Origin of the sequence: Amycolatopsis sp. PS_44_ISF1 (genome assembly GCF_032335455.1) — a bacterium.
Taxonomy (GTDB): Bacteria; Actinomycetota; Actinomycetes; order Mycobacteriales; family Pseudonocardiaceae; genus Amycolatopsis.
In genome coordinates this window covers 466065-479701 of record NZ_JANUXO010000001.1, presented here as the reverse complement: position 1 = coordinate 479701, position 13637 = coordinate 466065, and the positions used below count along the sequence as shown (strand labels likewise).

Here is a 13637-nt window from a genome sequence, read left to right as displayed (position 1 = left end):
AATCAGTCCAGGAGGACATTCCAGTGGCGAAGGCGAAGTTCGAGCGGAGCAAGCCGCACGTCAACATCGGGACCATCGGTCACGTTGACCACGGTAAGACGACTCTGACCGCGGCGATCACCAAGGTTCTGCACGACAAGTACCCGGAGCTCAACGAGTCGCGTGCGTTCGACCAGATCGACAACGCGCCCGAAGAGCGCCAGCGCGGTATCACGATCAACATCTCGCACGTCGAGTACCAGACCGAGAAGCGTCACTACGCTCACGTGGACGCCCCGGGCCACGCGGACTACATCAAGAACATGATCACCGGTGCGGCCCAGATGGACGGTGCGATCCTCGTGGTCGCGGCGACCGACGGCCCGATGCCGCAGACCCGCGAGCACGTGCTGCTCGCCCGCCAGGTCGGCGTGCCCTACATCGTGGTCGCGCTGAACAAGGCCGACATGGTCGACGACGAGGAGATCCTCGAGCTCGTCGAGCTGGAGGTCCGCGAGCTGCTGTCCTCGCAGGAGTTCCCGGGCGACGACGCGCCGGTCGTGCGCGTGTCCGGCCTCAAGGCCCTCGAGGGCGACGCGAAGTGGGCCGAGGCCGTTCTCGAGCTCATGACCGCCGTCGACGACAACGTGCCGGACCCGGTGCGCGAGCTCGAGAAGCCGTTCCTGATGCCGATCGAGGACGTCTTCACGATCACCGGCCGCGGCACCGTCGTGACCGGCCGCGTCGAGCGTGGCGTGGTCAACGTCAACGAAGAGGTCGAGATCGTCGGCATCAAGGAGAAGTCGACCAAGACCACGGTCACCGGCGTCGAGATGTTCCGCAAGCTGCTGGACCAGGGCCAGGCGGGCGACAACGTCGGCCTCCTCGTCCGCGGTATCAAGCGCGAGGACGTCGAGCGCGGCCAGGTCGTCGTGAAGCCGGGCACCACCACCCCGCACACCGACTTCGAGGGCCGGGTCTACATCCTGTCGAAGGACGAGGGTGGCCGTCACACCCCGTTCTTCAACAACTACCGCCCGCAGTTCTACTTCCGCACCACCGACGTGACCGGCGTCGTGACCCTCCCCGAGGGCACGGAGATGGTCATGCCGGGCGACAACACCGACATCACGGTGGCGCTGATCCAGCCGGTCGCCATGGACGTGAACCTGCGGTTCGCCATCCGCGAGGGTGGCCGGACCGTCGGCGCGGGCCAGGTCACCAAGATCAACAAGTGATTCGGACGCCCCGGCCCGGAGGCTCTACACCCCCGGGTTCGGGGCGTCAAATCACGTGTGCGACACTATTCAGGTTGCTCGTCCCGGGGCGGCCGAATCCCAGAGTTGCGTTCTCGACTCAGCGGGTTCCGGCCGCCCCCGTACGAGTGGCCACGGTCCGTCCAGCTCTTCCTTCGGGGTGCGGCTAGCGGGCAAAGGCCAGGGGTTGCGCAGTCTTCGGACTGCCGGCTCGCGGCCACCTCACGTTGAGGAAGACCAGGCAGGACGATCCCGCGGGATCCGTCTGTGCGTCGGGCGCGACACGCCCGACCGCGTGGACCGGGGACAGGGCCGTTGAACTGCTGAAACCGGGGCTCAGGCCCAGGTTGACGAGACAAAGCGGCACGAGACGACGAAGGAACGAGCAGCCACCATGGCGGGACAGAAGATCCGCATCCGGCTCAAGGCCTACGACCACGAGGCGATCGACACCTCGGCGCGCAAGATCGTGGAGACGGTCACGCGCACCGGCGCCCGTGTTGTCGGGCCGGTGCCGCTGCCCACCGAGAAGAACGTTTACTGCGTCATCCGCTCGCCGCACAAGTACAAGGACTCGCGCGAGCACTTCGAGATGCGCACGCACAAGCGTCTGATCGACATCCTCGACCCGACGCCGAAGACGGTCGACGCGCTCATGCGCATCGACCTGCCGGCGAGCGTCGACGTCAACATCCAGTAAGCGTTGGGCGAGCGGCGGAGATAGAGAAACTCATGTCTGACAGGCAGATGAAGGGCATCCTGGGCACCAAGCTCGGCATGACCCAGGTCTTCGACGAGCAGAACCGGATCGTTCCGGTCACCGTCGTCAAGGCCGGTCCGAACGTGGTGACCCAGGTTCGCACCAATGACAAGGACGGCTACGCGGCCGTGCAGCTGGCGTTCGGCGCGGTCGACCCGCGCAGGGTGAACAAGCCGCGCACCGGCCACTTCGACAAGGCGGGCGTGACGCCCCGGCGGTTCCTCGCGGAGCTGCGTACCACCGATGCCGAGACCTATGAGGTCGGCCAGGAGATCACCGCCGAGGTGTTCGCCGCCGGCGTCGAGGTCGACATCACCGGTACCAGCAAGGGCAAGGGCTACGCCGGTGTCATGAAGCGCCACGGCTTCAAGGGCCAGGGCGCGAGCCACGGTGCCCAGGCCGTGCACCGCAAGCCGGGCTCCATCGGTGGCTGTGCCACCCCCGGCCGCGTCTTCAAGGGCCTGCGCATGGCGGGCCGGATGGGCAACGACCGGGTCACCACGCAGAACCTGACCGTGCACGCCGTGCGGGCCGAGGACGGCCTGCTGCTGATCAAGGGTGCGGTGCCCGGTCCCAAGGGTGGCCTGCTGTTCGTTCGCAGCGCCGCGAAGGGTGGTATCACCGAATGACGAACGTCGAGCTGAAGACCCCGGCCGGTAAAGCCGACGGCACCGTGGATCTCCCCGGGGAGATCTTCGACGTGCAGGCCAACATCGCGCTGATGCACCAGGTGGTGGTGGCCCAGCTGGCCGCCGCCCGCCAGGGCACGCACGACACCAAGACCCGTGGCGAGGTTTCCGGTGGCGGCAAGAAGCCGTACCGGCAGAAGGGCACCGGCCGTGCCCGCCAGGGTTCGACCCGCGCCCCGCAGTTCAACGGCGGTGGCGTGGTCCACGGACCCACGCCGCGCGACTACACCCAGCGCACCCCGAAGAAGATGAAGGCCGCCGCCCTGCGCGGTGCCCTCTCGGACCGGGCGCGCGCCGGGCAGCTGCACGTCGTGACCGAGCTGGTCGGTGGCGAGAAGCCCTCGACCAAGGCCGCCAAGTCCGCCATCGCCGCGGTGACGCAGGCGAAGCGCGTTCTCGTGGTGCTGCACCGGGACGACGAGCTCAGCTGGGTTTCCCTGCGGAACCTGGAGCAGGTCCACCTGATCTGGTCGGACCAGCTCAACACCTACGACGTACTGGTCAACGACGACGTCGTGTTCACCAAGGCCGCGTACGACGCGTTCGTCGCCGGCCCCGTCCGGGGCAAGGGCGCGAAGGCCGTCGCACGGTCGAGCGAGGTTTCGGAAGGGAGTGACGAGCAGTGAGTTCGGTCGCCATTGCCGACCCCCGCGACATCTTGCTCGCGCCGGTCATCTCCGAGAAGTCCTACGGGCTGCTCGAGGACCACAAGTACACGTTCATCGTCCGCCCGGACGCCAACAAGACCCAGATCAAGATCGCGGTCGAGAAGGTGTTCGGCGTCAAGGTGGTCAGCGTCAACACGGCCAACCGTCAGGGCAAGCGGAAGCGGACTCGCGCGGGCTTCGGCAAGCGCAAGGACACCAAGCGCGCCATCGTGACTCTTTCGCCTGAGAGCAAGGCGATCGAGATCTTCGGCGGACCCACCGCGTAAAGGACTGAGCTGACATGGGCATCCGCAAGTACAAGCCGACGACCCCGGGTCGTCGCGGTTCCAGTGTCTCGGACTTCGCCGAGATCACCCGGTCCACGCCGGAGAAGTCGCTGCTGCGTCCGCTGAGCGGTTCGGGCGGTCGCAACTCGTCCGGCAAGATCACCACCCGGCACAAGGGTGGCGGCCACAAGCGTGCCTACCGCGTCATCGACTTCCGTCGCAATGACAAGGACGGCGTGCCGGCCAAGGTCGCGCACATCGAGTACGACCCCAACCGCACCGCGCGCATCGCGCTGCTGCACTACGCCGACGGCGAGAAGCGCTACATCATCGCGCCGGAGAAGCTGAAGCAGGGCGACACGGTCGAGAACGGCCCCCGGGCCGACATCAAGCCGGGCAACAACCTGCCGCTGCGCAACATCCCGGTCGGCACCGTGGTGCACGCGATCGAGCTCCGCCCCGGTGGCGGCGCGAAGATGGCGCGCTCCGCCGGCGCCAAGGTGCAGCTGGTGGCCAAGGACGGGCCCTACGCCCAGCTCCGGCTGCCCTCGGGCGAGATCCGCAACGTCGACGTGCGCAACCGCGCCACGATCGGCGAGGTCGGCAACGCCGAGCACGCCAACATCAACTGGGGCAAGGCCGGGCGCAACCGCTGGCGCGGCAAGCGCCCGACCGTCCGTGGTGTCGTGATGAACCCGGTCGACCACCCGCACGGTGGCGGTGAGGGCAAGACCTCCGGTGGTCGCCACCCGGTCAACCCGAACGGCAAGCCCGAGGGTCGCACGCGTCGCCGCAAGGCCAGTGACTCGATGATCGTCCGCCGCCGGCGTACCGGCAAGAACAAGCGCTGAGCAGGGAGGTAGAAGAACATGCCACGCAGCCTTAAGAAGGGGCCGTTCGTGGACGACCACCTGCTCAAGAAGGTGGACGTTCTCAACGAGGCCAACAAGAAGACCGTGATCAAGACCTGGTCGCGTCGCTCCACGATCATCCCGGACTTCCTGGGACACACGATCGCGGTGCACGACGGCCGCAAGCACGTTCCGGTCTTCGTCACCGAGGCCATGGTGGGTCACAAGCTGGGCGAGTTCGCCCCGACGCGGACCTTCAAGGGCCACATCAAGGACGACCGCAAGTCGCGCCGCCGCTGAGCGGGCACGAGACAAGACAAGGGAAGTTGCGATGAACGCCCAGAAAAACGTGGTGGCCGAGGCAGGGGAGTCAACACTGCCTACGGCTTACGCGCGGGCTCGCTTCGTCCGGGACTCGCCGACCAAGGTGCGCCGGGTGATCGAGCTCATCAAGGGACGTAGCGCCGCCGACGCCTTGGCCGTGCTCCGGTTCGCCCCCCAGGCGGCCAGCGAGCCGGTCGCGAAGGTGATCGCCAGTGCCGTGGCCAACGCCGAGAACAATCTTCAGCTTGACCCGGAGACGCTCTGGATCAAGAACGCGTACGCCGACGAGGGCCCGACCCTCAAGCGCATCCGCCCGCGGGCCCAGGGCCGTGCGTACCGGATCCGCAAGCGGACCAGCCACATCACCGTCGAGGTGGAGTCGCGTCCCAAGGCCGACGTGAAGAAGGCGCAGAGCAAGAAGAAGGCAGGTGGCCGGTAGTGGGCCAGAAGATCAACCCGCACGGCTTCCGCCTGGGTATCACCACGGACTGGAAGTCTCGCTGGTACGCCGACAAGCAGTACGCGGAGTACGTGGCCGAGGACGTCAAGATCCGCAAGCTGCTCTCCACCGGCATGGAGCGCGCCGGCATCTCCAAGGTCGAGATCGAGCGCACCCGTGACCGCGTCCGCGTGGACATCCACACCGCCCGGCCGGGCATCGTCATCGGCCGTCGTGGTGCGGAGGCCGACCGGATCCGCGGCGCGCTGGAGAAGCTGACCGCCAAGCAGGTCCAGCTGAACATCCTCGAGGTCAAGAACCCCGAGGCCGACGCCCAGCTCGTTGCGCAGGGTGTCGCGGAGCAGCTGTCCAACCGCGTGGCCTTCCGCCGCGCGATGCGCAAGGCGATCCAGACCTCCATGCGCTCGCCGCAGGTCAAGGGCATTCGCGTGCAGTGCGGTGGTCGTCTCGGCGGGGCCGAGATGTCCCGCTCCGAGCACTACCGCGACGGCCGGGTCCCGCTGCACACGCTGCGCGCCGACATCGACTACGGCTTCTTCGAGGCCAAGACGACGTTCGGTCGCATCGGCGTGAAGGTGTGGATCTACAAGGGTGAGCTGGTCGGTGGCCTCAAGGCCCGCGAGGCGCGCGACGCCGCCGCGGCGGCCGAGCGGGCCCCCCGCCGCGACCGCGGTGACCGTCCCGCCCGCCCGCGTCGTTCCGGCGCGTCGGGCACCACGGCGACCTCGACCGAAGCCGCCCGGGCCGCGGCCCGGGAGGCGGAGACGACCGCCGCCGCCAAGAGCGACGTCGCGACCGAGTCGGCCCCGGCCGCCGAGACCGCAGAAAAGACGGAGGGCTGAGACGTGCTCATCCCGCGCAGGGTCAAGCACCGGAAGCAGCACTCCCCGAAGCGCCACGGCGCCGCCAAGGGCGGTACGAAGGTCAGCTTCGGCGAGTACGGCATCCAGGCGCTTGAGCACAGCTACGTGACGAACCGGCAGATCGAGTCCGCTCGTATCGCCATGACCCGTCACATCAAGCGTGGTGGCAAGGTGTGGACGACCATCTACCCGGACCGCCCGCTGACCAAGAAGCCGGCGGAGACCCGCATGGGTTCCGGTAAGGGTTCGCCCGAGTGGTGGATCGCCAACGTGAAGCCGGGCCGCGTGATGTTCGAGATCAGCTTCCCGAACGAGGAGACCGCCCGCGAGGCGCTCCGTCGCGCGATCCACAAGCTGCCCATGAAGTGCCGCATCGTGACCCGTGAAGGTGGTGAGTTCTGATGGCTAACGGAGCCGCTCAGGCATCGGAGCTGCGTGAGCTCACCGCGGAAGAGCTCGTGCTGCGTCTGAAGGAGTTCAAGGAGGAGCTGTTCAACCTCCGCTTCCAGATGGCGACCGGGCAGCTGGACAACAACCGTCGGCTGCGCACCGTCCGCACGGACATCGCGCGGATCTACACGGTCATGCGCGAGCGTGAACTCGGCCTGTCCGTCGCGCCCGACGCCGAGAGTGAAGGTGCCGCATGAGCGAGCCGACGACCGAGACGACCGCCCGCAACTACCGCAAGGTGCGCGAGGGCTACGTGGTCTCGGACAAGATGGACAAGACGATCGTGGTCGAGCTCGAGGACCGCAAGAAGCACCCGCGGTACTCGAAGGTTCTCCGCAGCACCACCAAGGTCAAGGTGCACGACGAGAACAACGAGGCGGGCGTCGGCGACCGGGTCACCCTGATGGAGACCCGTCCGCTGTCGGCGGCCAAGCGCTGGCGCCTCGTGCAGGTCGTGGAGAAGGCCAAGTAAGCAGGGCTCCTCGGAGTCCTTAGTTCCGCAAGGCTCGCGCTGCCGCTCAAGGCGGGCGAGAACCGGCGCGACATACAGGAGTTGACGTGATCCAGCAGGAGTCGCGGCTACGAGTCGCCGACAACACCGGGGCGAAGGAGATCCTTTGCATCCGGGTGCTCGGCGGATCCGGGCGGCGCTACGCGGGCATCGGCGACATCATCGTCGCCACCGTGAAGGACGCCATCCCGGCTGCCGGGGTGAAGAAGGGCGATGTCGTCAAGGCGGTCATCGTCCGCACGGTCAAGGAGCGGCGTCGTCCGGACGGCTCCTACATCCGCTTCGACGAGAACGCCGCCGTGCTCATCAAGAGTGACAACGAGCCCCGGGGCACCCGCATCTTCGGCCCGGTGGGCCGCGAGCTGCGCGACCGAAAGTTCATGAAGATCATTTCGCTCGCGCCGGAGGTGTTGTAGAGCATGAAGGTGAAGAAGGGCGACACGGTCGTCGTCATCGCCGGCAAGGACAAGGGCGCCAAGGGCAAGGTCATCCAGGCCTACCCCGAGCGTGAGCGAGTGCTGGTCGAGGGCGTGAACCGGATCAAGAAGCACACTCGGATCACCCAGACCCAGCGTGGTGCGCAGTCCGGTGGCATCGTCACCCAGGAGGCGCCCATCCACGTGTCGAACGTGATGGTCGTGGACTCGGACGGCAAGCCGGCCCGGGTCGGCTACCGCTTCGGCGAGGACGGCAAGAAGGTCCGGGTCTCGCGCCGGAACGGTAAGGACATCTGATCATGAGCACTGACACCACGCTCGAACCCGCAAGCGGTTCTTCGGGCGAGAAGACGGTTCCGCGTCTGAAGACCCGGTACCGCGAAGAGATCAAGGGCGAGCTCCAGAAGGAGTTCACCATCGCCAACGTGCACCAGATTCCCGGCGTCGTGAAGGTCGTCGTGAACATGGGTGTCGGCGACGCCGCCCGCGACAGCAAGCTGATCGACGGTGCGGTCCGCGACCTCGCCGCGATCACCGGCCAGAAGCCCGAGGTCCGCAAGGCCCGCAAGTCCATCGCGCAGTTCAAGCTGCGCGAGGGCCAGCCGATCGGCGCACGCGTCACGCTGCGCGGCGACCGGATGTGGGAGTTCCTCGACCGGCTGCTGACCATCGCGCTCCCGCGTATCCGCGACTTCCGCGGCCTCTCGGGCAAGCAGTTCGACGGCAACGGCAACTACACGTTCGGTCTCAACGAGCAGTCGATGTTCCACGAGATCAACCCGGACGACATCGACCGCCCGCGCGGCATGGACGTCACCGTCGTCACCACCGCCACCACCGACGACGAGGGCCGGGCGCTGCTGCGCAAGCTCGGCTTCCCGTTCAAGGAGAACTGAGCCGATGGCCAAGAAAGCGCTAGTCCACAAGGCCGCGAAGAAGCCGAAGTTCGCGGTGCGCGGCTACACCCGCTGCCAGCGGTGCGGCCGGCCGCACTCGGTGTTCCGCAAGTTCGGGCTCTGCCGGATCTGCCTTCGAGAGATGGCACACGCGGGCGAGCTGCCCGGCGTCCGCAAGTCCAGCTGGTAAGGCTCGAAACTATTTCCCAGTTCGCCACAGGCCCCGCCCGCCCGGCCCCCGGAATCACCCGGGGGCCGGAGGTCGGGGAACCAGGCGAGAAAGGTTGACAGGTCACCATGACGATGACCGACCCCATCGCAGACTTCTTGACCCGTCTGCGCAACGCGAACTCGGCGTACCACGACGAGGTCGTGCTTCCCCACTCGAAGATCAAGGCGAACATCGCCGAGATCCTCAAGCGCGAGGGCTACATCGCTAGCTACCGCGACGAGCCGGGCGAGAAGCACAAGAACCTCGTGGTGGAGCTGAAGTACGGCCCCAACCGTGAGCGGAGCATCGCCGGCCTCCGGCGCGTCTCCAAGCCCGGTCTGCGGGTCTACGCAAAATCGACCGAACTGCCGTCCGTTCTCGGTGGCCTCGGCGTCGCGATCATCTCGACGTCCTCCGGGCTCCAGACCGACCGTCAGGCCAAGCGCAACAGCGTGGGCGGCGAAGTCCTCGCCTACGTCTGGTAAGGAAGGGGGTACAGGCATGTCTCGTATCGGTAAGCTGCCGGTCGCCGTCCCTTCCGGGGTCGAGGTGACCATCAACGGTCAGCACATTCAGGTCAAGGGGCCCAAGGGCACCCTGGAGCACACCATCGCCGAGCCGATCGTCGTCGAGCGTGACGAAGACGGCACGCTGCTGGTCAAGCGTCCGGACGACGAGCGCGATAGCCGGGCCCTGCACGGTCTCACCCGCACCCTGGTGAACAACCTGGTCGTCGGTGTGACCGCGGGCTACGAGAAGAAGCTCGAGATCCACGGTGTCGGTTACCGCGTGCAGGCCAAGGGAGCGGACCTCGAGTTCGCCCTCGGCTTCAGCCACCCGGTCAAGATCGAGGCCCCGGAGGGCATCACCTTCAAGGTGGAGACCCCGACCCGGTTCTCGGTCTCCGGCATCGACAAGCAGAAGGTCGGCCAGATCTCGGCCGTCATCCGCAGGCTGCGCCGCCCCGACCCCTACAAGGGCAAGGGCCTGCGCTACGAGGGTGAGAAGATCCGCCGCAAGGTCGGAAAGACGGGTAAGTGATCATGAGCGACACGACTACTACGAAGCGCAAGCCGGTCGGCAAGGACATCTCGACCCGCCGCCGCGTCGCCAAGACCCGTCGGCACTTCCGCCTCCGCAAGAAGGTCAGCGGCACCTCGGCGCGTCCGCGCCTGGTCGTCAAGCGCTCCTCGCGGCACATCGCCGTGCAGGTGATCGACGACCTGGCCGGCCACACCCTGGCCTCGGCGTCCACCCTCGAGGCGGACGTCCGGACGACCGAGGGCGACAAGAAGGCCAAGGCCGCCAAGGTCGGCCAGCTGGTCGCCGCCCGGGCCAAGGACGCCGGTATCTCGGCCGTGGTGTTCGACCGGGGCGGCAACGCCTACCACGGTCGCATCGCCGCACTGGCCGACGCCGCGCGTGAGGCGGGGCTGGAGTTCTGATGCACATGCTCGTTAAGGGAAGGAAAGCCTGATGCCGGGACGTACACGGCAATTCGGCGGCGGCCAGGGCGGACCGGGCGGACAGGGCGGCAACGACCGCAATGATCGCCGCGGTGGCGGCCGGGACCGGCGCGACAGCGGCCGTGGCGGGGCCGGCCAGGACAAGACCCCGCACCTCGAGAAGGTCGTGACGATCAACCGCGTCGCCAAGGTCGTCAAGGGTGGTCGTCGCTTCAGCTTCACCGCCCTCGTCGTCGTCGGTGACGGCGACGGTCAGGTCGGCGTCGGCTACGGCAAGGCCAAGGAAGTTCCCGCGGCCATCGCCAAGGGCGTCGAGGAGGCGAAGAAGAACTTCTTCCGCGTGCCTCGCGTCGCCGGCACGATTCCCCACCCCATCCAGGGTGAGGCGTCCGCCGGGGTCGTGCTGCTCCGTCCGGCCTCCGCCGGTACCGGTGTCATCGCCGGTGGCCCGGTGCGCGCGGTGCTGGAGTGCGCGGGCGTGCACGACGTGCTGTCGAAGTCGCTGGGCTCCGACAACGCGATCAACATCGTCCACGCGACCGTGGCGGCCCTCAAGGGCCTTCAGCGTCCCGAAGAGGTCGCGGCCCGCCGCGGCCTCCCGCTCGAGGACGTGGCCCCGGCCCGGATGCTGCGCCAGCGCGCGGGCCAGGGGGTCTGACATGGCTCAGCTGAAGGTCACGCAGATCAAGAGCAAGATCGGCACGAAGCACGAGCACCGCGAATCGCTGCGCACCCTCGGGTTGCGCAAGATCCGCCAGTCGACCGTGCGTGAAGACACCCCCGAGGTGCGCGGCCTGATCCGGGCCGTCCGCCACCTCGTGGAGGTCGAGGAGGTCCAGTCATGACCGCCATCAAGATCCACCACCTCCGTCCCGCCCCCGGTGCGAAGCGCGACAAGATCCGCGTCGGCCGTGGTGAGGGCTCGAAGGGCAAGACCGCCGGTCGCGGTACCAAGGGCACCAAGGCCCGGAAGAACGTGCCGGCCGGCTTCGAGGGTGGGCAGATGCCCATCCACATGCGGCTGCCGAAGCTGCGTGGGTTCAAGAACCGGTTCCGCACCGAGTACCAGCCGGTGAACGTGGGCGACATCGCCCGCGTCTTCCCGGACGGTGGCCAGGTCGGCGTCGAGGAGCTCGTCGCGGCGGGCCTGGTCCGCAAGGGCCAGCTCGTCAAGGTCCTCGGCAACGGCGACCTGAACGGCGTCAAGCTCGACCTCACGGCCGACGGCTTCTCCGGCTCCGCCAAGGAGAAGCTCGAGGCGGCCGGTGGCTCCGCCACCACGCACTGAAGTCAGCTCCAGTTCGACCGAGGGCCCGTCCGGCACCAGCCGGGCGGGCCCTCGGTCGTACCCGGTCGCCCGTCGCCGGCGAAACGCTTGGGGCGGCGGTGAAGCGGGTCCGAAAAGCGACCTCCGGCCGGGGCCGAACAGGTGATCATCACCGCCCGCGAACGGCCCAACCTGCGGCTGTTGCCCGAGGCCGGAGCCGGGTCCGGATCGGAAAACGCACACACACTGCGGGCACGTCCGGTGAAGCTGTTAGAGTCGGCTCCACGCTTCGGGACCAGTGTGCCCTGAGGCGTTCCTGGCTTTGCCGCCAGTGAGCTGTGTTCCCGCCGGCCTCGTGCCGGCCAAGCCGATCGTCGGTAGGACAGCCGACGACGCCGAGGAGGTCCCCCGCGTGCTCAGCGCCTTCCGCTCGGCTCTCGCGACGCCGGATCTACGCAAGAAGATCCTGTTCACGCTAGCCATCGTCGCGGTCTACCGGATCGGTGCCGCCATTCCGGCACCCGGGATCTCGTTCTCCGCCGTCCAGGCCTGTAGCTCGCAGGCGGACCAGCAGGGCGTCTACCAGCTGCTGAACCTGTTCAGCGGTGGAGCGCTGCTCCAGCTGTCGCTGTTCTCGACCGGCATCATGCCGTACATCACGGCGAGCATCATCATCCAGCTCCTCACCGTGGTAATCCCGCGGTTCGAGGAGCTGAAGAAGGAAGGCCAGTCCGGCCAGAACAAGCTGACCCAGTACACCCGGTACCTGACGATCGCCCTGGCGATCCTGCAGGCCACCGGCGTGGTCGCGCTGGCCGACCGCGGCACCCTGTTCCAGGGCTGCCAGCAGCAGATCATCCCGGACAACAGCGTCTACTCGCTGGCCATCATCGTCTGCACGATGACCGCGGGCACCGCCGTGATGATGTGGCTGGGCGAGCTGATCACCGAGCGCGGCGTCGGCAACGGCATGTCGGTGCTGATCTTCCTGAACATCGCGGCCCGCATCCCGTCCGAGGGCGCCAACATCCTGAGCAACGGCGGCGGCGTCGCCCTGGTCATGATCTGCGTGTTCGGCCTGGTGATCATCGCCAGCGTCATCTTCGTGGAGCAGGGCCAGCGCCGGATCCCGGTGCAGTACGCCAAGCGCATGGTCGGGCGCCGGATGTACGGCGGCACCTCGACCTACCTGCCGATCAAGGTGAACCAGGCCGGTGTCATCCCGGTCATCTTCGCCTCCTCGCTGCTGTACCTGCCGCAGCTGCTCAGCCAGCTCATCGGCGACCCGAACAGCAACTCCGGGTGGCAGTCCTTCATCCAGAACTTCGTGGTCAACCAGAGCAGCTGGGTGCACATCCTGCTGTACTTCGCGTTGATCATCTTCTTCACGTACTTCTACATCACGATCACGTTCAACGTGGACGAGCGCGCGGACGAGATGAAGAAGTTCGGCGGCTTCATCCCGGGCATCCGCCCCGGGCGTCCCACCGCGGAGTACCTGAGCTACGTGCTCGGCCGGATCACCCTGCCGGGCTCGCTCTACCTGGGCATCATCGCGATCCTCCCGAACTTCTTCCTGTCCCTCACCGGCAGCGGGAACAACCAGAACTTCCCGTTCGGTGGCACGGCTGTGCTGATCATGGTGGGCGTCGGCCTCGACACCGTGAAGCAGATCGAAAGCCAGCTGATGCAGCGCAACTACGAAGGGTTCTTGAAGTGACGCGCCTGGTTCTCGTGGGCCCGCCCGGTGCGGGCAAAGGTACGCAGGCCATCGCCCTGTCCGAGCAGCTTCGGATCCCGCACATCTCGACCGGTGACCTGTTCCGCGCGCACGTCGGCCAGGAGACCCCGCTCGGCCAGGAGGCCAAGCGGTACCTGGACTCCGGTGAGCTGGTGCCGGACTCGGTGACCAACGAGATGGTCCGCGAGCGCCTGGCCGAGCCGGACGCCAAGGCCGGCTTCCTGCTCGACGGCTTCCCCCGCAACACCAAGCAGGCCGACGTGCTCGGCGAGATCCTCGGCGAATCCGACCTCGAGCTCGACGCCGTGATCCAGCTCCAGGTGTCGGAGGACGTGGTGGTCGGCCGGCTGCTGGGCCGGGGCCGCGCGGACGACACCGAAGAGGTGATCCGCCGCCGCCAGCAGATCTACGTCTCGGAGACCGCGCCGCTGCTGGAGTACTACGCCGGCATCCTGGTCACCGTCGACGGGGTCGGTGACGTCGAAGAGATCTCGGACCGCGTGCTGAAGGCACTGCGCGACCGCACGTGAACCTCGGAGGAT

24 protein-coding genes are annotated in these 13637 nt (G+C 67.4%); all 24 read left to right on the top strand.

All coding sequences use genetic code 11. The features are described 5' to 3' along the window. Window positions 1–23: 23 nt before the first annotated feature. The 24 genes from tuf to NYF13_RS02125 all read left to right on the top strand — a co-directional run bounded on the left by tuf (window position 24) and on the right by NYF13_RS02125 (window position 13625). Window positions 24–1217, top strand: coding sequence for an elongation factor Tu (gene tuf / locus NYF13_RS02240; protein WP_315653800.1), 1194 nt, complete (start codon window positions 24–26; stop codon window positions 1215–1217). Between the two features lie 412 nt (window positions 1218–1629). Next, window positions 1630–1935, top strand: a complete 306-nt coding sequence (gene rpsJ / locus NYF13_RS02235; protein ID WP_003102098.1) for a 30S ribosomal protein S10 — start codon at window positions 1630–1632, stop codon at window positions 1933–1935. 32 nt (window positions 1936–1967) lie between these two features. Further along, window positions 1968–2624, top strand: coding sequence for a 50S ribosomal protein L3 (gene rplC, locus NYF13_RS02230; protein WP_315653799.1), 657 nt, complete (start codon window positions 1968–1970; stop codon window positions 2622–2624). After that, window positions 2621–3310, top strand: a complete 690-nt coding sequence (rplD, locus tag NYF13_RS02225) for a 50S ribosomal protein L4 (RefSeq protein ID WP_315653798.1) — start codon at window positions 2621–2623, stop codon at window positions 3308–3310. The genes rplC and rplD overlap by 4 nt, the downstream gene beginning before the upstream one ends. Further along, a complete protein-coding gene (rplW, locus tag NYF13_RS02220) occupies window positions 3307–3618 on the top strand; it encodes a 50S ribosomal protein L23 (protein ID WP_091618496.1) in 312 nt (103 codons plus the stop codon). The genes rplD and rplW overlap by 4 nt, the downstream gene beginning before the upstream one ends. Before the next feature lie 14 nt (window positions 3619–3632). Next, window positions 3633–4469: a 50S ribosomal protein L2 gene (rplB, locus tag NYF13_RS02215; RefSeq protein ID WP_315653797.1), complete on the top strand. Its 837-nt coding sequence runs from the start codon at window positions 3633–3635 to the stop codon at window positions 4467–4469. An 18-nt stretch (window positions 4470–4487) separates the two neighbouring features. Beyond that, a complete protein-coding gene (gene rpsS / locus NYF13_RS02210; protein WP_091618498.1) occupies window positions 4488–4769 on the top strand; it encodes a 30S ribosomal protein S19 in 282 nt (93 codons plus the stop codon). A 31-nt stretch (window positions 4770–4800) separates the two neighbouring features. Beyond that, window positions 4801–5232: a 50S ribosomal protein L22 gene (gene rplV / locus NYF13_RS02205; protein WP_315653796.1), complete on the top strand. Its 432-nt coding sequence runs from the start codon at window positions 4801–4803 to the stop codon at window positions 5230–5232. After that, window positions 5232–6095 carry a 30S ribosomal protein S3 gene (gene rpsC, locus NYF13_RS02200; protein WP_315653795.1) on the top strand — a complete coding sequence of 288 codons (864 nt, stop codon included), beginning with the start codon at window positions 5232–5234 and terminating at the stop codon, window positions 6093–6095. Before rplV ends, rpsC begins: the two co-directional genes overlap by 1 nt. A gap of 3 nt (window positions 6096–6098) precedes the next feature. Beyond that, window positions 6099–6518 (top strand): 50S ribosomal protein L16, encoded by a 420-nt coding sequence (rplP, locus tag NYF13_RS02195; protein ID WP_004558864.1) that lies wholly within the window; start codon window positions 6099–6101, stop codon window positions 6516–6518. Next, window positions 6518–6763 (top strand): 50S ribosomal protein L29, encoded by a 246-nt coding sequence (rpmC, locus tag NYF13_RS02190; RefSeq protein ID WP_091618502.1) that lies wholly within the window; start codon window positions 6518–6520, stop codon window positions 6761–6763. Before rplP ends, rpmC begins: the two co-directional genes overlap by 1 nt. Then, a complete protein-coding gene (gene rpsQ, locus NYF13_RS02185) occupies window positions 6760–7038 on the top strand; it encodes a 30S ribosomal protein S17 (RefSeq protein WP_315653794.1) in 279 nt (92 codons plus the stop codon). Before rpmC ends, rpsQ begins: the two co-directional genes overlap by 4 nt. Window positions 7039–7124: 86 nt before the next feature. Next, window positions 7125–7493 carry a 50S ribosomal protein L14 gene (gene rplN / locus NYF13_RS02180; protein ID WP_091618504.1) on the top strand — a complete coding sequence of 123 codons (369 nt, stop codon included), beginning with the start codon at window positions 7125–7127 and terminating at the stop codon, window positions 7491–7493. A gap of 3 nt (window positions 7494–7496) precedes the next feature. Continuing rightward, a complete protein-coding gene (rplX, locus tag NYF13_RS02175; RefSeq protein WP_091618505.1) occupies window positions 7497–7811 on the top strand; it encodes a 50S ribosomal protein L24 in 315 nt (104 codons plus the stop codon). Between the two features lie 2 nt (window positions 7812–7813). Beyond that, on the top strand, window positions 7814–8410 hold the full coding sequence (rplE, locus tag NYF13_RS02170; protein WP_315653793.1) for a 50S ribosomal protein L5: 597 nt from the start codon (window positions 7814–7816) through the stop codon (window positions 8408–8410). 4 nt (window positions 8411–8414) lie between these two features. Next, window positions 8415–8600, top strand: a complete 186-nt coding sequence (locus tag NYF13_RS02165) for a type Z 30S ribosomal protein S14 (RefSeq protein ID WP_315653792.1) — start codon at window positions 8415–8417, stop codon at window positions 8598–8600. 107 nt (window positions 8601–8707) lie between these two features. Continuing rightward, entirely contained in the window at window positions 8708–9106 is a 399-nt protein-coding gene (gene rpsH, locus NYF13_RS02160) for a 30S ribosomal protein S8 (protein WP_076163008.1), read from the top strand. 16 nt (window positions 9107–9122) lie between these two features. Beyond that, the gene (gene rplF / locus NYF13_RS02155) at window positions 9123–9662 is read left to right on the top strand and encodes a 50S ribosomal protein L6 (protein ID WP_315653791.1); all 540 of its coding nucleotides are present in this window, start codon (window positions 9123–9125) and stop codon (window positions 9660–9662) included. Between the two features lie 2 nt (window positions 9663–9664). Next, on the top strand, window positions 9665–10066 hold the full coding sequence (rplR, locus tag NYF13_RS02150) for a 50S ribosomal protein L18 (RefSeq protein ID WP_315653790.1): 402 nt from the start codon (window positions 9665–9667) through the stop codon (window positions 10064–10066). Between the two features lie 31 nt (window positions 10067–10097). Next, the gene (gene rpsE, locus NYF13_RS02145; RefSeq protein ID WP_091618516.1) at window positions 10098–10745 is read left to right on the top strand and encodes a 30S ribosomal protein S5; all 648 of its coding nucleotides are present in this window, start codon (window positions 10098–10100) and stop codon (window positions 10743–10745) included. 1 nt (window position 10746) lies between these two features. Next, window positions 10747–10932, top strand: coding sequence for a 50S ribosomal protein L30 (gene rpmD, locus NYF13_RS02140; RefSeq protein WP_315653789.1), 186 nt, complete (start codon window positions 10747–10749; stop codon window positions 10930–10932). After that, window positions 10929–11375 carry a 50S ribosomal protein L15 gene (rplO, locus tag NYF13_RS02135; protein ID WP_315653788.1) on the top strand — a complete coding sequence of 149 codons (447 nt, stop codon included), beginning with the start codon at window positions 10929–10931 and terminating at the stop codon, window positions 11373–11375. Before rpmD ends, rplO begins: the two co-directional genes overlap by 4 nt. A gap of 391 nt (window positions 11376–11766) precedes the next feature. Continuing rightward, on the top strand, window positions 11767–13074 hold the full coding sequence (secY, locus tag NYF13_RS02130) for a preprotein translocase subunit SecY (protein ID WP_315653787.1): 1308 nt from the start codon (window positions 11767–11769) through the stop codon (window positions 13072–13074). Further along, on the top strand, window positions 13071–13625 hold the full coding sequence (locus NYF13_RS02125) for an adenylate kinase (RefSeq protein WP_315653786.1): 555 nt from the start codon (window positions 13071–13073) through the stop codon (window positions 13623–13625). Before secY ends, NYF13_RS02125 begins: the two co-directional genes overlap by 4 nt. Window positions 13626–13637 lie beyond the last annotated feature (12 nt).

What these genes read in the sequence shown, in the direction of transcription:
- rpmD (WP_315653789.1), top strand. Translation starts at nt 10,747, where the DNA reads ATGGCTCAGCTGAAGGTCACGCAGATCAAGAGCAAGATCGGCACGAAG.
- rplX (WP_091618505.1), top strand. Translation starts at nt 7,497, where the DNA reads ATGAAGGTGAAGAAGGGCGACACGGTCGTCGTCATCGCCGGCAAGGAC.
- rpsE (WP_091618516.1), top strand. Translation starts at nt 10,098, where the DNA reads ATGCCGGGACGTACACGGCAATTCGGCGGCGGCCAGGGCGGACCGGGC.
- rplC (WP_315653799.1), top strand. Translation starts at nt 1,968, where the DNA reads ATGTCTGACAGGCAGATGAAGGGCATCCTGGGCACCAAGCTCGGCATG.
- rpsH (WP_076163008.1), top strand. Translation starts at nt 8,708, where the DNA reads ATGACGATGACCGACCCCATCGCAGACTTCTTGACCCGTCTGCGCAAC.
- rplR (WP_315653790.1), top strand. Translation starts at nt 9,665, where the DNA reads ATGAGCGACACGACTACTACGAAGCGCAAGCCGGTCGGCAAGGACATC.
- NYF13_RS02165 (WP_315653792.1), top strand. Translation starts at nt 8,415, where the DNA reads ATGGCCAAGAAAGCGCTAGTCCACAAGGCCGCGAAGAAGCCGAAGTTC.
- rplO (WP_315653788.1), top strand. Translation starts at nt 10,929, where the DNA reads ATGACCGCCATCAAGATCCACCACCTCCGTCCCGCCCCCGGTGCGAAG.
- rplB (WP_315653797.1), top strand. Translation starts at nt 3,633, where the DNA reads ATGGGCATCCGCAAGTACAAGCCGACGACCCCGGGTCGTCGCGGTTCC.
- rplD (WP_315653798.1), top strand. Translation starts at nt 2,621, where the DNA reads ATGACGAACGTCGAGCTGAAGACCCCGGCCGGTAAAGCCGACGGCACC.
- rpsQ (WP_315653794.1), top strand. Translation starts at nt 6,760, where the DNA reads ATGAGCGAGCCGACGACCGAGACGACCGCCCGCAACTACCGCAAGGTG.
- rplV (WP_315653796.1), top strand. Translation starts at nt 4,801, where the DNA reads ATGAACGCCCAGAAAAACGTGGTGGCCGAGGCAGGGGAGTCAACACTG.
- rpsS (WP_091618498.1), top strand. Translation starts at nt 4,488, where the DNA reads ATGCCACGCAGCCTTAAGAAGGGGCCGTTCGTGGACGACCACCTGCTC.
- rpmC (WP_091618502.1), top strand. Translation starts at nt 6,518, where the DNA reads ATGGCTAACGGAGCCGCTCAGGCATCGGAGCTGCGTGAGCTCACCGCG.
- rpsJ (WP_003102098.1), top strand. Translation starts at nt 1,630, where the DNA reads ATGGCGGGACAGAAGATCCGCATCCGGCTCAAGGCCTACGACCACGAG.
- rplF (WP_315653791.1), top strand. Translation starts at nt 9,123, where the DNA reads ATGTCTCGTATCGGTAAGCTGCCGGTCGCCGTCCCTTCCGGGGTCGAG.
- rplE (WP_315653793.1), top strand. Translation starts at nt 7,814, where the DNA reads ATGAGCACTGACACCACGCTCGAACCCGCAAGCGGTTCTTCGGGCGAG.